Origin of the sequence: Pelagicoccus mobilis (assembly GCF_016595505.1) — a bacterium.
Lineage (GTDB): Bacteria > Verrucomicrobiota > Verrucomicrobiia > Opitutales > Opitutaceae > Pelagicoccus > Pelagicoccus mobilis.
Genome location: NZ_JAENIL010000003.1, coordinates 93,479 through 112,911, shown reverse-complemented (window position 1 = coordinate 112,911; position 19,433 = coordinate 93,479). Strand labels below are relative to the sequence as shown.

The window sequence follows — 19,433 nt, the reverse complement described above, 5'->3', positions numbered from 1 at the left end:
ACCTAGGCCAGAAAACGCCCCACTATCAACATCGGAATAACCCCTCCTCCCTCCAAACTAGCCGTAAATGAGCGATTTCGCAGGTATATTCAACTTCACACCCAATCCCGCCCTCCGCTCCAATCTCGAAGCGATGAGCCTCGCGATGAGGGAGCACGCCTTCGATAGCAGAGACAGCTGGGTATTAAAAAATCTGGGACTAGCCCATCAGCTACTTCAGCGGTCCCCAGAAGATCGATACGAAAGGCAGCCCCTCCAAGAACCCCCATACACAATAGTTGGTGACATCAGAATCGACAACAGAGAAGAGCTGGCGGCCGAATTGGGAATCTCATCGCTCAAAATTCCCAGCCTCCCCGATAGCCGCCTCGTCTTGCTCGCCTACCAAAAGTGGGGCAAAAACTGCTTCAGCAAATTGGTGGGTGCATTTTCGATCGCTATCTTCGATCACTCAAAAGGAGAATTGGTTCTCGCCCGCGATCCTCTAGGTCAGAAACCACTTCTATACCACGAAGGCTCGGACTTCTTCGCTTTTTCCACCCTAAGCAAAGCACTCCACGCCCATCCTCGAATTCCCCGAAAACTCAACGAGCCCAAGTTAGCCGAACTACTCGCCCTCAACCACAACGACCACAGGACAACGGTATACGACTCAATCCATCGAGTCCCCCCATCCCATTTTCTCAAAGTAACCAATGGGCGGATACAAATCGAGAAATACTACGATCTCGCTACGATCGAACCCATCCGATGCAAATCGGATCAAGAATACCTAGACTTGGGGAGATCCATTTTCGAAAAATCGGTCAAATCAGCTCTCCGGAGCGATCGCCCAATAGGAGCCATGATGAGTGGGGGACTTGACTCCTCCTCCGTCGCTTGCGTCGCCGCCAACCTGCTAGCCCAAGAAGGAGTGACCCTACCGACCTTAACCCACGTCCCGCAACACCCCAAAGGAGACGAGGGTACTCAATCGCAATATTTCGATGAGACACCACTCGTCCACCAGATCCACAAAAAGACCAAAAACCTGAGGCTGAATTTCGTCAAATCAACTGGACGAACCCTCTTTCACGAACTCGATCGCAGACAAAGGCTGATCGGAATTCCCGATCGCAATCCACTCAACCACATATGGATCGACCAAATATCAGAACTCGCCGAGGAACGGGGCATCAGAGTATTACTAGGCGGGGCCCGAGGCAACATGACCCTCAGCTACAACGGCATCCCCCACTTGTCCGAACTCGCAAAAAAGGGAAACTGGATCCGTCTAGCGACAATGCTAAGACAGGGTGCAAAAGAACTTCCGGGGTCTCCCCTTCGACTTCTCCGCAACCAACTGCTGGCTCAATACAAACCGATAGTCGCTCTACATCGATTACTCAACAAAGACGATATTCGGTATCTTGGTTGGAAAGGCTACTCAGCTCTCAACAACAAATACGCCCAAGAGATCGATATCGACACTCGCAATGAAAGGCTCGGTTTCGATCCCAGATTCCTGCCCCCAAGCGACCCGCGAGCCTTCAGAATAGTTCTATTAACAGGACCAGACTACTTCGGCGACTTCTCCCGAGTCCTCTCCGGAGCCTTCAAGACCGAGATTCGCGACCCCATGGCCGACCTTCGCCTCGTCCGCTTTTGTCTGAGCATCCCAGATGAACAGTACATCAAAAACGGGCAACCCCGCTCCCTCATCAAACGTATGATGGCCAACGTACTTCCCAAATCCGTTCTCGAAAACAAAAGAAAAGGACTGCAAGCATCCGATTGGCCCGAGCGATTGCTAATGGCGAAACCTCAAATAGAAGCCGAACTCGCTCTACTCCAAAAATCGGATACAGCCCGCAGAATCCTCGACCTAGACAGAATGAAAAACCTAGTGGAGCATTGGCCTAGCGGAGGCTGGTACGAAAGAGAAACGACCTACCATTACCACTATCTACTTCCACGCGGAATCGTCGTCGGGCGATTCATACGCCGATTCGAGGAGGGCAAACTCTAATCAAGCACCTTGTATTCACCTTCTCCGGACAAATACCCAGTCACATACACCGACCCGCACACAAGCCAAGCATGCGCGGTGAAATCTTCTGCACGAACATCGTTCACTCCCAACTTTAGCTCACTCGAAATCCCATAGCGAGCGAGCAACCTTTTTCCAACAATCGCTTGCGGCAAACAGTTGCACGTGAACGGCATTCGTCTCGCCACTCCCTGAACCAATCGCCCTACCCGCCGAGCAATGCCCAGCTCCTCAAGGCTCGGTTCCTTTGGATCGTTCGCGTCCAACAACTCCCACCTCCGAGCCAACACCCGAAACGGAACCATCCACAACGCCCCACGCACATAGCAAAAAGAAAGCGCGATATAAATCGCGAGCCCCCAATCCCCGAGGGTTAATCGAGGAAAAAGTCTAGAGCGTCTCCTCTTCACTCAACGTCAGCAGACCGCTTCCACGCAACTCCTCCAGAAACTCAAGCACATCCGCCTCGCATTGCTCCGGTGACACCTCGAATTTCGAAACCAGCTCTTGGCACAACTCGTCCACTCGCCGCGGCGACTTAATCCGCCTCCAAATTTCGCTCCCGACTCCATTGATCCCGAAATAGCTTCCTTCGGCGATGCTCATGGAAACGACCTCCCCATCAAGCTCGCAAGAAAGCTGCTCGGAACTCTGCGAAACAATGCACGACTTATCAATTTTCATATCTATCCAATTCTAAAACTCCAGCTCCCCCGACTCGTTCAGATAACCATATTTAATCATCGTCTCCCGATGGTCCGCAACAATCCGAGCGACCTGATCGCTCGTCAAGACCGACCGCCAACTCCCAACCTCTCCCTTCCGAAAGAAACGATCCATCCCGGGCGGACGCTCCCTAAATCCACTCCGCTCCTCCAACCCCCGCAAACGCTCAAACGAACAGGCATTCAACGCACCCTCTATCTGGCGTTCCTCATGCGACAACCCAAGAAAACGTACTGCAGATTCGAATACAGCAAGAGGCCTGTCTAGCATATCTTCATAGCGAATCACGTGCACCGGAATCTCATCGTTTTCAGTCCAAGACCCCACATGAGAACTCCACCCACCCAGAATTTGGCGAATCTGCAATTGCTGTCGCCAACGGGTAGCCGCCAAACCATGACTAGCGTCTCCCATAAGCCTTATCACCTCATCGAGGGTGAGCTCACTTCGATGGCACGCATACGACACACACACATCCAAAGGATTCCTGATAAAGTAGAGCGCTCCCTCGACAGCTTCATGTGAATACAAAGGCACTTCACCCTCATTGCGTCGAAAACTGTCATGCAATTTCTGAAAAACCGCCCCACGACTTTTACGAGCTACAGAAGCAAACGCCTCCGGCAACACCCTCTCCAATTCCTCGAAACTTAAATCTCCCGACTCATACCCGAGCTCCCGGTCGAGCACCATTCGATCGCTAGCCGAGGGGACTCGTTCGAGCGCGTTCAAATCCAGATCCTCGCCGTCTTCACCCAGCAAGCACTCGAGAAAGGCTCGAAACCATGTGTTTCCAGATTTCGGATACGAAGTCAGCCAATAGATACGTCCCATCCTAAAACCTGCTCACGATCTCATCCACGAAACGCTCCAACACGATATCTCCTCTCGGACGCAAAACCTCGTACATCCGGATTTCACCTCCTAGCGCAGCTAGTGTCTCGAACACCTTGCCCTGCGCCTCCTTCATCAAAAACTGTCGGCGATAGATCTGCTCCTTCAATCTGTCGATCTTAGCAAAACCTTGAATCTCTCGAAATTGAGATTCTACCGAGTTCGATTCGCTCAAAACAAAGACTCGCTTCAATCGCCTCGCACCAGTCGAAATCTCCTCTAGGCACGGAACTGCGCGCTTCTCCAATACCGGCCGAACCCTCCTCAAATCACCTTCGCCCAACTCAAACGCCGCCAAGGAATCCGGCCAAAGCTTGAACTGCGGATACCCTCCAAAAACCCGCGGTTCGCCCGCGTCATTCAAACGAACAGCACAGAGATCATCCGACACCAACGAAAATCCCCTCTCGTGCAAGGCGTACGCCGTCGTCGACTTGCCTGCCCCACTATGACCCAGAATAGCGACCGCCCCTTGCGGCGAATCAACCACGCTCCCATGCAGAGTCAGAATGCCACGTTGCTGCAAAACGCCCCCCAGCATCGTGCCCAGCAGGAACAGACGAATATCAGAATCCGTGGTTCCAGATTCTCGATCCACAATAATCGTTTCGCCATCTCGGGCCAAAAATCGCCCCACCCCATCAACAACGACCAGCAGTACGCCAGGAGCGGCCTGAAACCGAGCGCCTTCAGCGACCGGATCCTGCAAAACCACCGGCACCTCCCCAATCCGAATCGTCAAATCAACAGATTCGCTCGATTCAGCAGGGCTAAGCTCGGGCAACTCTATCTCAGATTCGATAATCAAACTGTAGGCACGGTATCTCCACATAAAACGACGCCAGCCAATCAGCATTTCCCTCAAAACTGCAAAAGGAAAAACGCCCCGGAATAAACCAGCCCAATTATTCGACCACATCCTAGCGATCAGACGCCCTAATACATAACCCGCATAACAGTAGCATTTGTTGCTTCTGGCGAAAGACTGCTCAAAACTGAGCAACGCTCGATCAGAGGGAAGGAATATGGCAATTCAATGGAACAAAGGCTTCGCCACCGGCGACTCGCACATCGACGAGCAACACCAGCAGATCTTCCGCTTCGCGAACAGATTGGAAGAGATCAGCCAACTGGAAGAAGTCGATGAACAAGAGGTAAACTCCCTCCTCCGCTTCCTCGAAACCTATATCCAGAACCATTTCCGCTACGAGGAAGCCTGCATGCTCAAACGCAACTGCCCGGTCGCCCAGCGCAACCGCTCCGAGCACCTTGCCTTCAAAGCCTTCCTCACCCGCTCCCTCGAGATCTACCACCAAAACGGCTACCAACGCAAATGGGCGACCGACCTCTACAAGCGGATCGAAGACTGGCTGAGCAACCACATCTGCCGCATCGACGCCCAACTGCGCAATAAAGCGGTTTAAATTAATCCGTTAAGCCAAGAGGAACTTGCAGCACGAGGGCTCCGGCATTCGTATGGCTAGCACTCGGTATCTAACCGATATCCGCTACCGCCTATGAAGACAAAGTACTCCCTGCCCCTCGCTCTGTTCGCGCTCGCCGCGACCACGCTTTCCGCCCAAAACCGAATCGGATCCGGAACAGTCAGCGAGCTATTCAATGCCAACTGCGCCAGCTGCCACGGCGAAAATCTCATGGGCGGCCAAGGCTCCTCCCTCGTCGACGACGTGTGGGCCTACGGAAGCTCCGATGCCCAAATCGCGAAAGTCATCTCCGAAGGCATTCCGGACAGCACCATGATTCCCTGGAAGACCAGCCTATCCGAGCAACAGATCCGCTCCCTCGTCATCTACATCCGCGAGCAAGGCCAGATCGCCGCCCGCAACGCCCTCCCCGAAGACCACTTCCAACCTTCCGGCGGGATCTTCGAATCCCAAGAGCACTCCTTCACAATCAACAAAGTCGGAGAGGGCGAAGGCATCCTCTGGGCCATCGAGTTCCTCCCAGACGGAACAATGCTCGCCACCCAGCGCGACGGGGTTCTCTGGAGCTTCAAGAACGGCAAACGGCGAAAAATTAAGAACACCCCCGCCGTCTGGCAAAAAGGACAAGGCGGGCTCCTCGAAGTCAAGAAACACCCCGACTACGAAAACAACGGCTGGATCTACCTCGGCTACAGCGAAAACATCGGAGCGAAGGACGGCGACAAAGAAGCTGGCATGACAGCCGTAGTCCGAGGCCGGATACGAAAAGGCAAGTGGATCGACGAGCAAAAGATCTACAGCGCACCCGCCGCCCTTCACAGCAGCGCCGGAGCTCACTTCGGCACCCGATTCGTATTTCAAGACGGTTACCTCTTCTTCGGAATCGGCGACCGAGGCCGCCAAGGCCAAGCTCAAGACCTCAGTCGTCCCAACGGCAAAATCCACCGCATCTTCGACGACGGACGCGTCCCGCACGACAATCCGTTCTACAACGAGCCCAACGCCCTTCCGACCATCTGGTCCTACGGACATCGCAACCCGCAAGGCCTAGCAGCCCACCCGGAAACCGGCGACATCTGGGAAGTCGAACACGGCCCCCGAGGCGGAGACGAAACCAACCGCATCGAACGCGGCCTCAACTACGGCTGGCCAGTTATCACCTACGGGATGAACTACAACGGCACCCCCATCACAGACCTCACCGCAAAGGAAGGCATGGAACAGCCCAAACATTACTGGAATCCTTCAATCGCCATCTGCGGCGCCGAATTCTACGAGGGCGACAAATTCCCCGCCTGGAAAAACGATTTCTTCGTATCCGGCATGGCCTCCCAGGAGCTGCACCGATTGACCATCGAAAACAATCAAGTCGTAGCCGACGAAATTGTATTCAAGAATCAAGGTCGCGTCCGAGACGTCTACAGCGGCCCCGACGGACACCTCTACGTTCTCCTCACCCAGCAATCTCCACGCATCGGCAGCATCTACCGCCTAGATCCGGTAAAATAATCCTCGAAAGTTGTGTCCATTGCCCCCAACGGACACAAACCCAATCCAAACCTCGTGCGCCCGCTAGCAGTAGCGGGCCCTAGCCCTATCGACAGTATTGTAGGCATGACGCCTCAAACCGTCTTCCACCACTTTGAGTTAGAACACCGCCTTCGAAGCGTTTTAACTAAAAAAAACTCAACAACTCGAGGGAAGATCTACGACTCCTTACTCTCCTGCTCCTCAGGGTCGACCTGCATGTTGGCGATCTCCTCGTCGCTCAACTCCGAACCCTCGGCGCTTTTGCGACGGTCCTCGAGCAATTGGATAATCGCAGGATTCCAAACTCCAAGATGCTCCGCCTGGGCCATTTGCTGAGCCTCGCCCAACTCCGCATCGCCCGCCGCCTCCGTAGCGTTCCAACGAGCGAAACCGTGGCGTACCATCACCGCGTTCACGTACTCGCCACCTAAAGTCCTCACCTCCGCACGCATCAACTCTGGCGAATCCACCACGATCGGCTTCACGCTAACTCTCTGCCCACGAAGCGTTTCCTCCAAAAACTGAAAGATTTTCTCATCCAGCATCTCCCCTTCAGTAGCCGGTGTCAGACCGCTCAACCTCACCACCACCCGGCGTCCATCCCCAAAGTCGATCGCCAGAGCGTCCTTCTGCAAAATGTCCTTAACCAAGCCCTCCCTCTCCTGGTCATCCGACTTCTTGTTCATCAAGAAGTACATGACGAGAATGACGGCTGCGACAACGACGAGAATGGGTACGATCGACATGGCGGGGGAATATGGGGCGTTACACTGGATAGTCTGACCGAATGGACGACTCCAGCAAGGCAATAATACTCAAGCTAATACGACATAAAACTCAGATTCTTAAGCGGTTGCCCCTACGTGGTGTCTTTCCAGGGCCTCAAAACCGCCTACAATTGAATTGAATCCCCACAGCGCGACCTCTACAGCAAATCCCGATGATCGAGGCCGAACTCATTACCAGCCTACAAAACGCACGCGTGAAAAACCTCGTGAAGCTGCGCGATCGACGCCCGCGCAACCAGCAGGGCGTCTTCATCGCCGAAGGCTACCGAGCCATCTCGCGAGCCATGGAGAAGGACGTGAACCCAGAAGAAGTCTACTTTTGCCCGGACTGCTTCCTCGGCGAAAACGAAGAAGCCCTGCTCGCCCAAGCCAAAGCGCGCGGCGCCGACCTCTTCGAACTCTCCAAACACGCCTTCGAAAAAGTCGCCTACCGCGATCGCCCCGAAGGCCTGCTCGCCGTCATCAAACAATGGAGCTACACGCTCGACGATCTCAAACTCTCCAAGCCTCCCTTCCTCCTCATCGTCGAATCCATCGAGAAACCGGGCAACCTCGGCACCATCCTGCGCTCCGCCGACGCCGCCGGAGTAGACGCCGTCATCTGCTGCGACTCCGTGACCGACCTCTTCAATCCCAATGCGGTCCGCTCCTCCACCGGCGTCCTCTTCTCCATGCCCACCGTTTCCGCCAGCACCGACGAAGTCATCCAGTGGGTAAAACAAAACGGTATCCGCACCGCGGCGACAACCCCGCACACCGACCAGATCTACACCGACACAGATCTGACCGGTCCTCTCGCCATCGTCATGGGCAGCGAACAATTCGGTCTCTCCGAAAAATGGCTAGATGCCTGCGACCAGAAAGTCCTCATTCCCATGGCCGGCCAAGCCGACTCGCTCAACGTCGCCATGGCCACCCTCATCACCCTCTTCGAAGCCGTCCGCCAACGCGGCTAAGACACTTCATCCTTTGAACCTCTCCCGCCTCCAGAAAAACTTCGAATCCCTCGCCGCCGAAGACCCCCTTTGGACCGTCCTTTCCGACAATTCCAAAAAAGGCGGCAAGTGGGACCCCGAGGAGTTCTACCAGTCAGGAGAGGACACCATCCACGCCCTCGAAGAACAACTAGCCCATCACGGCATCCGCATGAGAGGAGATACAGCGCTCGATTTCGGCTGCGGCGTAGGACGGCTAACCTTCCCGCTTTCCCGACGATTCAAAAACGCAATCGGCGTCGACATCTCGGAATCCATGATCTCCGAGGCGAAAAAAAACGCTGGACGCGGCGATACCTGTAAGTTCGTTCTGAATACGGAAAGCACGCTCGCCTTCCTTGAAAACGAGACCCTAGATTTCGCGTATTCAAACATCGTCTTCCAGCACATCCAACCTCGCTACAGCAAACGCTACTTTCGCGAAATCGCACGAGCCCTAAAACCAGGCGGCACCTTCGCATTCCAACTCCCCAGCCATTTCACATCCGGAAGTCTCCTCCGCAAACGTCTCGGCTACCAACTCAAATCCATCTCCCAATCCCTAGGCCTCGGCAAAGCCTACTTCGAGATGAACGCCATCCCTCGGGAAAAACTCATCCGCTTCTTCGAGTCGTCCACCGACCTCAAGCTGATCACCCTCTGGGACTACCCCGCAGCCGGCCCCAACTGGCAAAGCTACCTCTACGTTTTCCAAAAACGGTAGACCTGTCCGCTAGCGAAACGCTCGCCAAAGCAGCCCCCGACGCGGAGCAAGCGCCCACGCTAGCAAAAACATCCCAAAGATCACCGTGCTGATCGCCCCGGCAGTTGAGATGTCCAGCCACAGCGCCACGTGCATCCCCAGAAACGCTCCGATCAAAGCGATCACTAAAGTCAGTCCCAAGATGATCGGCAAACGATCCGACAAAAGCGACGCCGTCGTACCCGGAAAAATCAGCATCGCGATCACCAGCACCGCGCCCACCGCTTCAAACGAACTCACCACCACGATCGCCAGCAAAGACATCAACGCATGATGAATCAAAGCGGGATTCATCCCCATCGATCGAGCCAACCCCGGATCGAACGAGCTCACCACAAGCGGACGATAAAACAACATCACCAAGCTAATCACGAGCAAAGCCACCACTCCCATCCGAATGACCGATCCCGGAGCCTCAAACCACCCGAAAACCGAAATCAACGGTTCAAGCGTCACGTGTTCAATTTCTCCATACAACACACAGTCCGTATCCAGATCTACGTTATCCCCATAGATCGAAACAAGCACCACCCCGATCGCGAAAAGCGTCGTAAACACGATCCCCAAAGCCGCGTCCGTCTTAAGTCGCGACTTCTGATGAATCACCTCGATCAAACCAGTGGTCAAAACCCCAGCTCCCACCGCACCCAGAAACATCGGCACCGTATCGCGGCTCTGCGATAGCAAAAACGCGATCACCAAACCGGGCAAAACGCTGTGGCTGATGGCATCTCCCACCAATGCCATTCTCCGCCAAACAATAAAGGTCCCCAAAAAACCGCAAGCTGCAGTCACGAAAAGCCCCATCAAAAAGATCCAGATAAACGGATCGAACAAATCCGTCCAAGGCTCCACAAAAACCTGCTCAAACGAAAACTCGGGAATAAGGTGTGACCAGATATCCATCGTATTCTAACTCCAACTACTGGTTGGGCATACGGTACCCGCTGGACCGTCCCTCTCGAGGTTCCCGCGTAAGCGATCGCTGCAAATCCGCCAAGCTCGGAATCAGTTTTCCATGCGGATCCTCCGCCGGATAATCTAGCAAACGCTCAAGCTGACGCACCGTTTCCTCGCCCAACACGTGCTCGATAACCTCCGCGTCGTCATGCACATGATCCGGCTCGTACTCCGCTTGATTCGTCAGATAAAGCTCCCAAAGCCGGTGGTTTCGCACTACCGCGCAAGCGCGCAACCAACCGTCTGGATTCAAGAAAGCAAACCACTCATCCTCGATCTCCTTCAGATCACACATCCCGATCGCCCCAAGCTGCTCGACACGTGCACGCGTCTCCTCCTCAGACTCCCGCATGCGACTCGCCAGATCACTCAGCTTCACTCCTTCCCCTGCGAACTCGCTAGCCTCCCGCACTTGATAAATCGCCTTCAACGTATTCTCGTTTTGTATACGCTTCTCCCGACTCCTGTGCTTTCGCCACCGAGAAACCAAACCGTGCCTCGGCGAAAACAGAAAACTCAAAGTAAATACCGTACTAGCAGCCAATACCATCAACGGTCCCGTCGGCAGGCTGTTACCCAAAAACGAGAAGAACGCGCCCAACACTCCCGAGATCACACCGAAGGCGCTCGCCAAAATCAGCATCCGATGCATGCGGTCCGTCAACAAGTAAGCCGATGCCGCGGGAATAACCAACATTGCCGACACCAAAACCGCCCCCACCGCTTGCAACGACACCACCACCGTAAACGCCAGCAACATCATCAGCACATAATGAAACACACCCGCCGGCAACCCCAAGGCTCGAGCAAAACCGACATCGAAACTCCCCAGCAAAAACTGACGATAGAACCCCCAAACCAATAAGACCGCAGCAATCGCCACCCCAGCGATCATCCAAACTTCAGTCGGCGACAACGCGGCCGCCTGACCAAACAAAAACTTATCGATTCCCGATTGCGTGCCAGTCGGAAGCTTCTGTATCCGATTCATCAACACGATACCCACGCCATAAAACCCAGCGAGCACCATCCCCAAAGAGCTGTCCTCCTTGATGTGAGTCGTCTTCTTAATCAAGTTCACCATCACGGTCCCCAGCACCCCGGCCACCGTCGCTCCGACGAATATAGCCAACGGGTCCTTCTGTCCGGCCACCAAGTAGCCAATCGCCACCCCCGGAAGCACCGCATGCGAGAGCGTATCCCCAAAGAGCGACAGTTTTCTCACCACGATAAAGCTGCCAAGCAAGCCACAGCTGATTCCCAAAAAAACCGCCCCGAGCAACGCCGTTCGCACCACGTCGTCCCTCAAGCTGACAAACCGCCAGGCCTGCTCCCAAAACTGCGTATCCTCTAGCTCGCCAATCCGAGCCGCGTCCGCTGAAAACGCGCAAACCAAGAAAAACGACACCACCAAGCCCCAACGCGAGGCATTCGCTCGCGCCCATGACAAAACCGTGCCGTATCCAAATCTCCGATTCACTTTTCCCGGCTCACCGTACTCGCCACCTCCGACAAGATCGTCAATCGACCCCCATAAGTCTTTTGCAATAACTCCTGAGTAAAAACCTCCTCCGTCGGACCAAACGCCACAAGCCGCATGTTCAACAGCAAGAGCATGTCGAAATACTTCTGCGCCGTCGGCAGGTCATGGTGCACCACCATGATCGTCTTGCCTCGGTTTTTAAGCTCCCGCAACAACTCGATGATCGCCGCCTCCGTAGCCGCATCCACGCCCACAAACGGTTCATCCATCAGGTACAAATCGCTCTCCTGAGCCAGCGCCCTGGCCAAAAACACACGCTGCTGCTGCCCACCGGAAAGATTCGAAATCTGACGCTTCGCGTACGGCAACATCCCCACCTTCTCCAAGCAGGCCTCCGCAATCTCGCGATCCTCCTTCTTCACCCGTCCCATCATGCCCAGCTTCCCGTAGCGGCCCATCAGCACCACATCCATCACGTTCACCGGAAAATCCCAGTCCACCGACTCCCGCTGCGGCACGTAGCCCACCCGCTTCGCATTCTTCGCAAACGGCTTCCCGTACACCTTCACCCACCCCCCCGTAGTCGGCACGATCCCCATGATCGCCTTGATCAAAGTCGACTTCCCCGCCCCATTCGGCCCCACGATGCCGATCAGCTTCCCCTCGGGCACCCGCACATCCACGCCGTACAACACCGGACGCTTCTCGTAGGCCACCGTCAAATCATGCGTCTCTAAAGGGACATCTTCCATAAAATACTCCCATTAGGCACTTCCACAAACGAAGCAAGCCTAGTTTGGAGAATGCGAAACCATCACTTTGACTAATCAAAGTCATCAGCTACGCCCTAAATCCCTTCCCGACCCCAGACATCCACCGCCCCGATCATTTCAAAACCGGCGAAATTCGCCCCCAGCCGCTTGCATACCTAGAAACAGGGTAAATTCCCCAACAGTTTCGCTTGCGCCCAACGCCTTCCATCAGAATCTCTTTCGCCACACCAAGCCATGTCCTCCTTCGAACAACAAATCAGCGCCGGTCTCGAGAAAGTGGACCGGGATATCGACTATCTCCTCGCCTGCACAAGCGAAGTCCTCGAAGAAATCGGCGAGCCCGAACTCGCTCCCCTCCTGCGTCGCGAAAAGCCGGAAGCCGGAGAGATCCCTGCCGAGAAGTCCGCCCAGGTCCTCTCCATCGCCTTCCAGATCATGAACCTGGTCGAGGAAAACGCCGCCAACCAAGCCGGCCGACGCCTCGAAATCGAAGGCAAGACCGACGCCGACACCGGCTCATGGGGCTACTGGCTCAAACGCATTCTCGAAAACGGAACCTCCAAGGACGAGCTCTTCGACGCCATCCGCCGCTCCGAGGTACACCCAGTCCTGACCGGACACCCCACCGAAGCCAAACGCCCCTCCGTCCTCGCTCAGCACCGCAAGCTCTACGAGCTGCTCCTCGAGCTCGAGAACACCATGTACACCCCCGTCGAGCGCGGCGAATTCAGAGATCGGATCAAATCCATCATCGAACTCATTTGGCGTAGCGGCGAAATCCTCGTCGAAAAACCCGACGTCGCCTCCGAACGCGACAACGTTCTCAGCTACCTCACCCAAAAATTCCCTGTAGCCATCGAAATCTCCGATTCCCGCTTCCGTGCCGCGATGTCCAGCGCCGGAATCAAATGGGACGAATCCGATACCAAGACCTACCCTCGCATTCACCTCGGCAGCTGGGTAGGCGGCGACCGCGACGGCCACCCATTCGTGACGTCGGAAGTCACCGCAGAAACCTTTAGCGAACTTCGTAAGGCCGCCCTGGATACACTCGCAAGAAAGCTCAAGCAGCTCTCTCGAGACATGGCCTTGTCAAAGCTCTTCCAATCCCCTCCCCACTACCTCATCGAACGACTTTCAGAGCTAGACCCCAAGTGCCTGAATCCTGCAGATATTGAAGAGCCATGGAGCCGCTTTGCCGAACTCATCCGCGAAAATCTTCCACGTGGCAAAAAGGCGAACCGAGGCTATAGCCAACCAAGCAACGTCATCGCTGACCTCACCCTTCTCCAACGCTCCCTCAAGGAGTCTGGAGCGGGTCGCCTCGCCCAAACCTACGTCATGCCAATTATCCGCTTCGTGGATACGTTCGGCTTTCACATGGCATCCCTGGATATCCGTCAAAACAGCGGCTACCACGACCGAGCCATTTCTCAACTGCTGGTAGCTGCCGGCGTCACAGACGGAGAGAACTTCGCAGATTGGACCGAGGAACAACGCGTCGCATTCCTCAACGAAGAGCTCTGCCACGCTCGCCCCTTCACCCAAGAGCACGACCAGCTCGAACTCGAAGCCCGCGAAGCGATCGGCAGCTTGAAGGTCGTCGCCAACCAAGTGAAGACGCACGGCCGAGCCGCCGTTGGGCAATTCGTCATCAGCATGACCCGCTCCCTTTCCGACTTGCTCGTCATGTACGCGCTCTGCCGCGAAGCAGGACTCACTCGTATGACGGACAAGGGCAACATCTGCCTCATCCCCATCTCCCCGCTTTTCGAAACGCTCGACGACCTGCAAAACAGCGAGGGCATCATGGAAGCCTTCCTTTCCCACCCGCTCACCAAAGCCAGCCTCCCTTGGCAAAACCGAGCTCTCGACGAAGGCTTCGCCAACTACGGCGTTCCTGAAATCGATCCCGAAGCGCCGCTCGTACAAGAAGCCATGCTCGGCTACAGCGATTCCAACAAAGACTCCGGAATCATCGCCAGCCAGTGGGGACTCTTCAACGCTCAGTCCAAGCTCATCGCCCTCGGCGAAAAGCACGACGTATCCATTCGCTTCTTCCACGGACGCGGCGGCACCGTTAGCCGCGGAGCAGGCCCAACTCACCGCTTCCTCGAAGCCCTCCCCCACGGATCTCTCACGCAAGGTTCACGCGTAACGGAACAAGGCGAAGTGATCGCCCAGAAGTACGGCAACTTCCTCACCGCCGCCCGTAGCCTCGAACTGCTAGTTGCCGGATCCGTCGGACCTCAGCTCGCAGAAAGCCCGAACAAGCCTTCAGACGCGCTTTCGGAAGCGATGTCATTCCTATCCGAATACAGCGCTAAAAAGTATCGCGAGCTGCTGCATGAAGACGACTTCCTCACCTTCTACCGCCAGGCAACACCAATTGACGCTCTCGAGCAAAGTCGCATTGGTTCCCGCCCATCCCGACGCAGTGGCAAACCAAGCCTCAAAGACCTACGAGCCATCCCTTGGGTCTTCAGCTGGAACCAATCCCGCTTCTACATGCCAGGCTGGTACGGCGTCGGCACCTCACTCGCCGCCCTCAAGGAAGAAAAGCCAAGCCTCTACGCCGAGCTAAAAAACAGCGCCAAAACATGGCCGTTCCTCCGCTACGTCCTCTATAACATTGAGACCAGCGTCGAAAGCGCCGACACCCTTATGATGGAGTCCTACGCCGGACTCGTATCGGATAAATCAGTACGTGAGAAATTCATGAAGCTGATCACCGACGAGCGAGCCGCCGTACGCGAAGCCCTGCAAGACCTCCTCAACGGTCCACTCGAAAGCCGACGTCCCCGCTTCTTCAAGACGCTCCATGCCCGCGACAAGTGGCTCGACCTCCTCCACGCCCAGCAACTCGAGCTCCTCACCACCTGGCGCCAATCCCGCTCCGAAACCGATCTGCGTCGCGTCCTGCAAAGCATCAACGCCATCGCCGCCGGTCTCCGCACAACCGGGTAGAGCCCTCACAGGAGGGCAACGCTCCGTCGTTGCCTACAACCTAATCCAGAAACAGCCTTCGCTCTTCCGGCGAAGGCATTCTGCAGCTGTCGCTTTTCCCGAACCAGCGATACCGTCTTTCCGCTACCCAGTCATAAACCGGGTCCCGCAACCTCGCCGGCACTACGACCAGCGGGTAAGACAGCTGTAAGCCTCCCCCAATCGCCCGGCCAATTTCCAACAGTGCGCGCGTCTTAGTGAAGACCGAGTCTCCGTCAAAGAAGCAGATAGTATCCAGGTTCTCTCGACGCGCGTCAGACAAAACCGACTTCGCAGTGTCTCCCTGTAGCGGAGCGAACCGGAGCACCTCGTCATCGTCCAACCGGATAAGCAAATCTACAGATTTATTGCAAAATCCGCAGACCCCATCGAAGAAAACGATGTTTTTCAAATGCTCCATCGACAGCGAAACTAGCATGCTGCCCCCGCGCGTCAAACCACCCATTCCGCAAAAACTCATCCAGCACACTCAAGCTCTCCTAGCCAAAACAGCGATTCCTCCCTAAACTCCACCCTATGCTCCGCATCCTATCCCTCATCCTCCTTTCCACACTCCACATTTCACACTCCACACTCTCCGCCGCTTCCGGCGAGCCGCCCCCCAATATCATCGTCATCCTCGCCGACGACCAAGGCTGGGGCGACCTCTCGCTCCACGGAAACAAGAACCTCCTAACCCCAAACCTCGATCGACTAGCGAACGAGGGAGCCCAATTCACAAATTTCTACGTCCAGCCCGTCTGCTCCCCGACCCGCGCCGAGCTCCTCACCGGCCGCTACTACCCTCGCTCCGGCGTATACTCCACCGGAGCGGGCGGCGAACGCATCGACGCCGACGAGCAGCTCATCTCCGAGGTCCTGCGCGATGCAGGCTACGCGACCGGCGGATTCGGCAAGTGGCACAGCGGCACCCAAGCCCCCTACCATCCCAACACACGCGGATTCGACGAGTACTACGGCTTCACCTCCGGACACTGGGGCAGCTACTTCGACGCCATACTCGACCACAACGGCAAGATGGTCACCAGCACCGGCTATCTACCCGACGCACTCACCACAGCCGCAATCGAATTCATCAAAAAGCAACACCAAGCCGGACGCCCATCCTTCACCTACCTCGCCCTCCCAACCCCTCATTCTCCCATGCAAACCACCGATGCGGATTGGGCCCGCTTCGAAGGCAAAACGCTCACCTCGCTCGCCACTCATCCAGAAAAAGAAGATCACCAGCACACCAGGGCCGCGCTCGCCATGGTCGAGAATATCGACTACAACGTTGGCCGTATTCTCGAGAGTATCAAAAAACTGGATGCAGACAAAAACACCATCGTCGTTTACTTCACCGACAACGGCCCCAACGGCTGGCGATACAACGGCGGCATGCGTGGCAAAAAAGGAGGGACGAGCGAAGGCGGCGTCCGCTCTCCTCTCTTCATCCGGTATCCCCAAGCGATAGAATCCGCCACGACAATCGAAACGATCACTGGATCCATCGACCTACTCTCCACCCTCTGCGATCTCGCGGACGTCGAGTGGGAACCGAAACAGCCCCTCGATGGAATCAGCGTCGCTCCAGCTCTAACTCAATCCGACTGGCAAGCGCCTGAGCGATTGCTCTACTCCTACTGGAGCGAAAGAGTCAGCGCTCGCAGCCAGGACTACCGCCTCGATTACGAAGGTCGCCTCTACCACATCCCCAGCGACCGAGTGGAAAAAGTTGACCTATCCAACAAGAAGCCGGACCTCACGGCAGCAATGAAAGCTGCCGTCGCCACCTGGAAAGAAGCCCTCCTCACTCCAGAAAACATCAACAAGGAACGCCCGCTCACAGTCGGCTACCCCGGACTCGCCACTACCCAACTTCCCGCCCGCGACGCCAAATGGAGCGGCAACATAAACCGCTCCGCCAAGTGGCCGAATTCATCCTACCTTACGGATTGGGTACACAATGAAGATCGCGTCTATTTCAACGCGGATGTAGGCGAAGCCGCTACCTACCATGTCTCGATCCTCTACACCGCCACCAAAGATGCAGTCGGCTCAAAGATCACTTTAGCCTCAGGCGAGGCTTCAACATCCGAACGTATTCAAAAAGCCCACACACCACTAGAATACGGCATGAAGTACGACCGCGTCGACCGCTCCCAAAACGGAGAATCCTACGTCAAAGACTTCGCGACCTTGGACATCGGAAAAATCGAGCTCAAGGAAGGAGCAACGACATTGGAACTATCAGCTGACTTCCCAAGCGATGATGGCGAACTCGAGTTCCGAATGTTGATGCTAGAGAAAAGGTAACCCCCGTAGCGCGGTGCTTCAGCCCGCGTCAGCAGCTCGCCACACAAACGGATAATCCTCAGCCCGATTAACCAATCCCGCTTTCACCGGATTATCCAAAATATACTCCTCAACTCGCCGAAGCTCCGCAAAATTCCGCATCCATCTGTCAAACCAGTCAGGATGCCAAAACGCACCCCGTCTTCCAAGCAGTTCATTCAGCTCCTTTGCGCTTCTTCCCTTCAAGCGAGAGACGAAGTCTCTCAGTCCCACTGGCGACTTCTCACGCCTCATCGCCAACAAATGCACATGGTTTGGCATCACACAAAAGGCAGAAGGACACCAATTCGCTTCAGCGAGCCAATCTTCGAAAATCTCGATAAAACGTCGTGCAAGCAAATCATCCGAAAAAGGGCAGAAACCATATCCAGAATCCAGATACTTTTCACAAATAAGAAAAAGCTGACGCTGCAAGTGCACAAGCTGATCAGATACTGACTCAACCCGATCCATAGACTCTCGAATCTCTTTCACTCTAGCAACCGCCTCTTTCGGCATCGATCCCGCACAGCGAATCGTTATGAAAAACGAAGCCCCTTTCACCTCCCAATGAGGCAACCGATTCCGCCATCGCTGTTCTGTGATCCTCAGATCAGACACGGCACCAAACTGTTTGCCTCGACGCGCAAGTCAACCCGTAGCGCGGTGCTTCAGCCCGCGTAAGTACCCGTACAAATCTCCCACGATGACGCGGGCTAAAGCACCGCGCTACCTACAAAAAAAAGGACGCCCCAACCGGAGCGTCCTTCAAATTTTAAAGCGTTAGCCTCTCGGCTTAGCTGAGCGTTACGCCCTTCTTCTCTGCAGAACGGAGAAGAGCGTCGGCCATGTCGGATGGTGTAACCGCAACTTCGATACCGCACTCTTCGAAGACCTTGATCTTCGCAGCAGCTGTATCTTCCGCGCCACCGACGATCGCGCCAGCGTGGCCCATACGGCGGCCTGGAGGAGCAGTCGCGCCCGCGATGAAACCGGCAACTGGTTTGTCGCAGTTTTCAGCGATCCAACGGGCTGCTTCGACTTCAGCGCTACCGCCGATTTCACCGATGAGGATAATGCCGTGCGTGTCTGGGTCTTCGTTGAAGAGCTTGATCACGTCGAGGTGAGACGTCCCGTTCACTGGGTCACCACCAATGCCCACACAAGTGGATTGGCCGATGTCCTTAACAGTGAGCTGGTAAACCGCTTCGTACGTCAAAGTACCGGAGCGGGAAACAACGCCCACGTGGCCCTTCTTGTGAATGTAGCCTGGAGCGATACCGATACGGCAACCACCCTTGGAGTCTTCGCCTTCACCTGGAGAAACGAGACCTGGGCAATTTGGTCCGACGAGGCGAGTCTTGCTGCCTTGCATCGCACGCTTTACTCGAACCATGTCACGGACAGGGATGCCTTCGGTGATCGCAACCGCGAGGTCGAGCTCGGCGTCAACACACTCGAGGACCGCGTCTGCGGCGAATGGAGGCGGTACGAAAATAGCGGATACAGTCGCGCCAGTCGCTGCTGCGGCTTCGGCTACTGTGTTGAAGATCGGTACTTCGACACCTGCGTGCTCGAAAGTTTGGCCGCCCTTGCCTGGCGTGACACCGGCAACGACTGCTGTACCGTACTCGATCGAAAGGCGAGCATGGCGAGCACCGAACTCGCCGGTGATGCCTTGGATCATGATCTTAGTCTCTGGCGTAATGAGAATGGACATCTTATAAAATTGGTTAGGAGTTCGGC

At 55.6% G+C, this 19,433-nt stretch carries 18 protein-coding genes; 7 read left to right on the top strand and 11 right to left on the bottom strand.

Annotation, left to right across the window (positions count from 1 at the left end; translation table 11 throughout):
* The first annotated feature begins 67 nt into the window (after positions 1 to 67).
* A complete protein-coding gene (locus JIN87_RS02200; RefSeq protein ID WP_200353876.1) occupies positions 68 to 2,008 on the top strand; it encodes an asparagine synthase-related protein in 1,941 nt (646 codons plus the stop codon).
* Here JIN87_RS02200 and JIN87_RS02195 read toward each other — a convergent pair.
* Genes JIN87_RS02195 through JIN87_RS02180 form a run of 4 tightly spaced genes read right to left on the bottom strand, consistent with a single transcriptional unit; the run spans position 2,005 to position 4,505 of the window.
* Positions 2,005 to 2,439, bottom strand: a complete 435-nt coding sequence (locus JIN87_RS02195; protein WP_325176358.1) for a lasso peptide biosynthesis B2 protein — start codon at positions 2,437 to 2,439, stop codon at positions 2,005 to 2,007. The genes JIN87_RS02200 and JIN87_RS02195 overlap by 4 nt on opposite strands.
* Complete coding sequence (locus JIN87_RS02190; RefSeq protein WP_200353874.1) at positions 2,420 to 2,713, bottom strand: PqqD family protein; 294 nt, start codon at positions 2,711 to 2,713, stop codon at positions 2,420 to 2,422. The genes JIN87_RS02195 and JIN87_RS02190 overlap by 20 nt, the downstream gene beginning before the upstream one ends.
* A 12-nt stretch (positions 2,714 to 2,725) precedes the next feature.
* Positions 2,726 to 3,589 (bottom strand): sulfotransferase domain-containing protein, encoded by an 864-nt coding sequence (locus JIN87_RS02185; RefSeq protein WP_200353873.1) that lies wholly within the window; start codon positions 3,587 to 3,589, stop codon positions 2,726 to 2,728.
* 1 nt (position 3,590) lies between these two features.
* Entirely contained in the window at positions 3,591 to 4,505 is a 915-nt protein-coding gene (locus JIN87_RS02180) for a phosphoenolpyruvate carboxykinase (ATP) (RefSeq protein ID WP_234033187.1), read from the bottom strand.
* Between the two features lie 169 nt (positions 4,506 to 4,674).
* On the opposite strand from JIN87_RS02180, the gene JIN87_RS02175 reads away from it, so the two are divergent.
* Together JIN87_RS02175 and JIN87_RS02170 are read left to right on the top strand one after the other, a co-directional pair.
* Positions 4,675 to 5,073, top strand: a complete 399-nt coding sequence (locus JIN87_RS02175; protein ID WP_200353871.1) for a bacteriohemerythrin — start codon at positions 4,675 to 4,677, stop codon at positions 5,071 to 5,073.
* A gap of 93 nt (positions 5,074 to 5,166) precedes the next feature.
* On the top strand, positions 5,167 to 6,603 hold the full coding sequence (locus tag JIN87_RS02170; RefSeq protein WP_200353870.1) for a PQQ-dependent sugar dehydrogenase: 1,437 nt from the start codon (positions 5,167 to 5,169) through the stop codon (positions 6,601 to 6,603).
* 197 nt (positions 6,604 to 6,800) lie between these two features.
* On the opposite strand, the gene JIN87_RS02165 is transcribed toward JIN87_RS02170, so the two are convergent.
* Positions 6,801 to 7,370 carry a thermonuclease family protein gene (locus JIN87_RS02165; RefSeq protein ID WP_200353869.1) on the bottom strand — a complete coding sequence of 190 codons (570 nt, stop codon included), beginning with the start codon at positions 7,368 to 7,370 and terminating at the stop codon, positions 6,801 to 6,803.
* Between the two features lie 194 nt (positions 7,371 to 7,564).
* Between JIN87_RS02165 and JIN87_RS02160 the strand changes: the two genes are divergently transcribed.
* Together JIN87_RS02160 and JIN87_RS02155 are read left to right on the top strand one after the other, a co-directional pair.
* Positions 7,565 to 8,368 carry a TrmH family RNA methyltransferase gene (locus tag JIN87_RS02160; RefSeq protein ID WP_200353868.1) on the top strand — a complete coding sequence of 268 codons (804 nt, stop codon included), beginning with the start codon at positions 7,565 to 7,567 and terminating at the stop codon, positions 8,366 to 8,368.
* Positions 8,369 to 8,381: 13 nt separating this feature from the next.
* The gene (locus tag JIN87_RS02155; RefSeq protein ID WP_200353867.1) at positions 8,382 to 9,110 is read left to right on the top strand and encodes a class I SAM-dependent methyltransferase; all 729 of its coding nucleotides are present in this window, start codon (positions 8,382 to 8,384) and stop codon (positions 9,108 to 9,110) included.
* Between the two features lie 9 nt (positions 9,111 to 9,119).
* On the opposite strand, the gene JIN87_RS02150 is transcribed toward JIN87_RS02155, so the two are convergent.
* From JIN87_RS02150 to JIN87_RS02140, 3 genes are read right to left on the bottom strand one after another with little or no spacing between them, the layout of a single operon-like run.
* Complete coding sequence (locus JIN87_RS02150; RefSeq protein ID WP_200353866.1) at positions 9,120 to 10,055, bottom strand: metal ABC transporter permease; 936 nt, start codon at positions 10,053 to 10,055, stop codon at positions 9,120 to 9,122.
* A gap of 16 nt (positions 10,056 to 10,071) precedes the next feature.
* Positions 10,072 to 11,589 (bottom strand): metal ABC transporter permease, encoded by a 1,518-nt coding sequence (locus JIN87_RS02145; protein ID WP_200353865.1) that lies wholly within the window; start codon positions 11,587 to 11,589, stop codon positions 10,072 to 10,074.
* Positions 11,586 to 12,344 carry a metal ABC transporter ATP-binding protein gene (locus tag JIN87_RS02140; protein WP_200353864.1) on the bottom strand — a complete coding sequence of 253 codons (759 nt, stop codon included), beginning with the start codon at positions 12,342 to 12,344 and terminating at the stop codon, positions 11,586 to 11,588. The genes JIN87_RS02145 and JIN87_RS02140 overlap by 4 nt, the downstream gene beginning before the upstream one ends.
* Positions 12,345 to 12,599: 255 nt before the next feature.
* On the opposite strand from JIN87_RS02140, the gene JIN87_RS02135 reads away from it, so the two are divergent.
* Positions 12,600 to 15,332 carry a phosphoenolpyruvate carboxylase gene (locus tag JIN87_RS02135; protein ID WP_200353863.1) on the top strand — a complete coding sequence of 911 codons (2,733 nt, stop codon included), beginning with the start codon at positions 12,600 to 12,602 and terminating at the stop codon, positions 15,330 to 15,332.
* Between the two features lie 40 nt (positions 15,333 to 15,372).
* Here the strand turns inward: JIN87_RS02135 and JIN87_RS02130 are convergent, their stop codons facing one another.
* On the bottom strand, positions 15,373 to 15,789 hold the full coding sequence (locus JIN87_RS02130) for a thiol-disulfide oxidoreductase DCC family protein (protein WP_200353862.1): 417 nt from the start codon (positions 15,787 to 15,789) through the stop codon (positions 15,373 to 15,375).
* A 98-nt stretch (positions 15,790 to 15,887) separates the two neighbouring features.
* On the opposite strand from JIN87_RS02130, the gene JIN87_RS02125 reads away from it, so the two are divergent.
* The gene (locus JIN87_RS02125; RefSeq protein ID WP_200353861.1) at positions 15,888 to 17,669 is read left to right on the top strand and encodes an arylsulfatase; all 1,782 of its coding nucleotides are present in this window, start codon (positions 15,888 to 15,890) and stop codon (positions 17,667 to 17,669) included.
* A gap of 18 nt (positions 17,670 to 17,687) precedes the next feature.
* On the opposite strand, the gene JIN87_RS02120 is transcribed toward JIN87_RS02125, so the two are convergent.
* Together JIN87_RS02120 and sucD are read right to left on the bottom strand one after the other, a co-directional pair.
* Complete coding sequence (locus JIN87_RS02120; protein ID WP_200353860.1) at positions 17,688 to 18,308, bottom strand: transposase; 621 nt, start codon at positions 18,306 to 18,308, stop codon at positions 17,688 to 17,690.
* A gap of 175 nt (positions 18,309 to 18,483) precedes the next feature.
* Positions 18,484 to 19,407 (bottom strand): succinate--CoA ligase subunit alpha, encoded by a 924-nt coding sequence (gene sucD / locus JIN87_RS02115; protein WP_200353859.1) that lies wholly within the window; start codon positions 19,405 to 19,407, stop codon positions 18,484 to 18,486.
* Between the last annotated feature and the right edge of the window lie 26 nt (positions 19,408 to 19,433).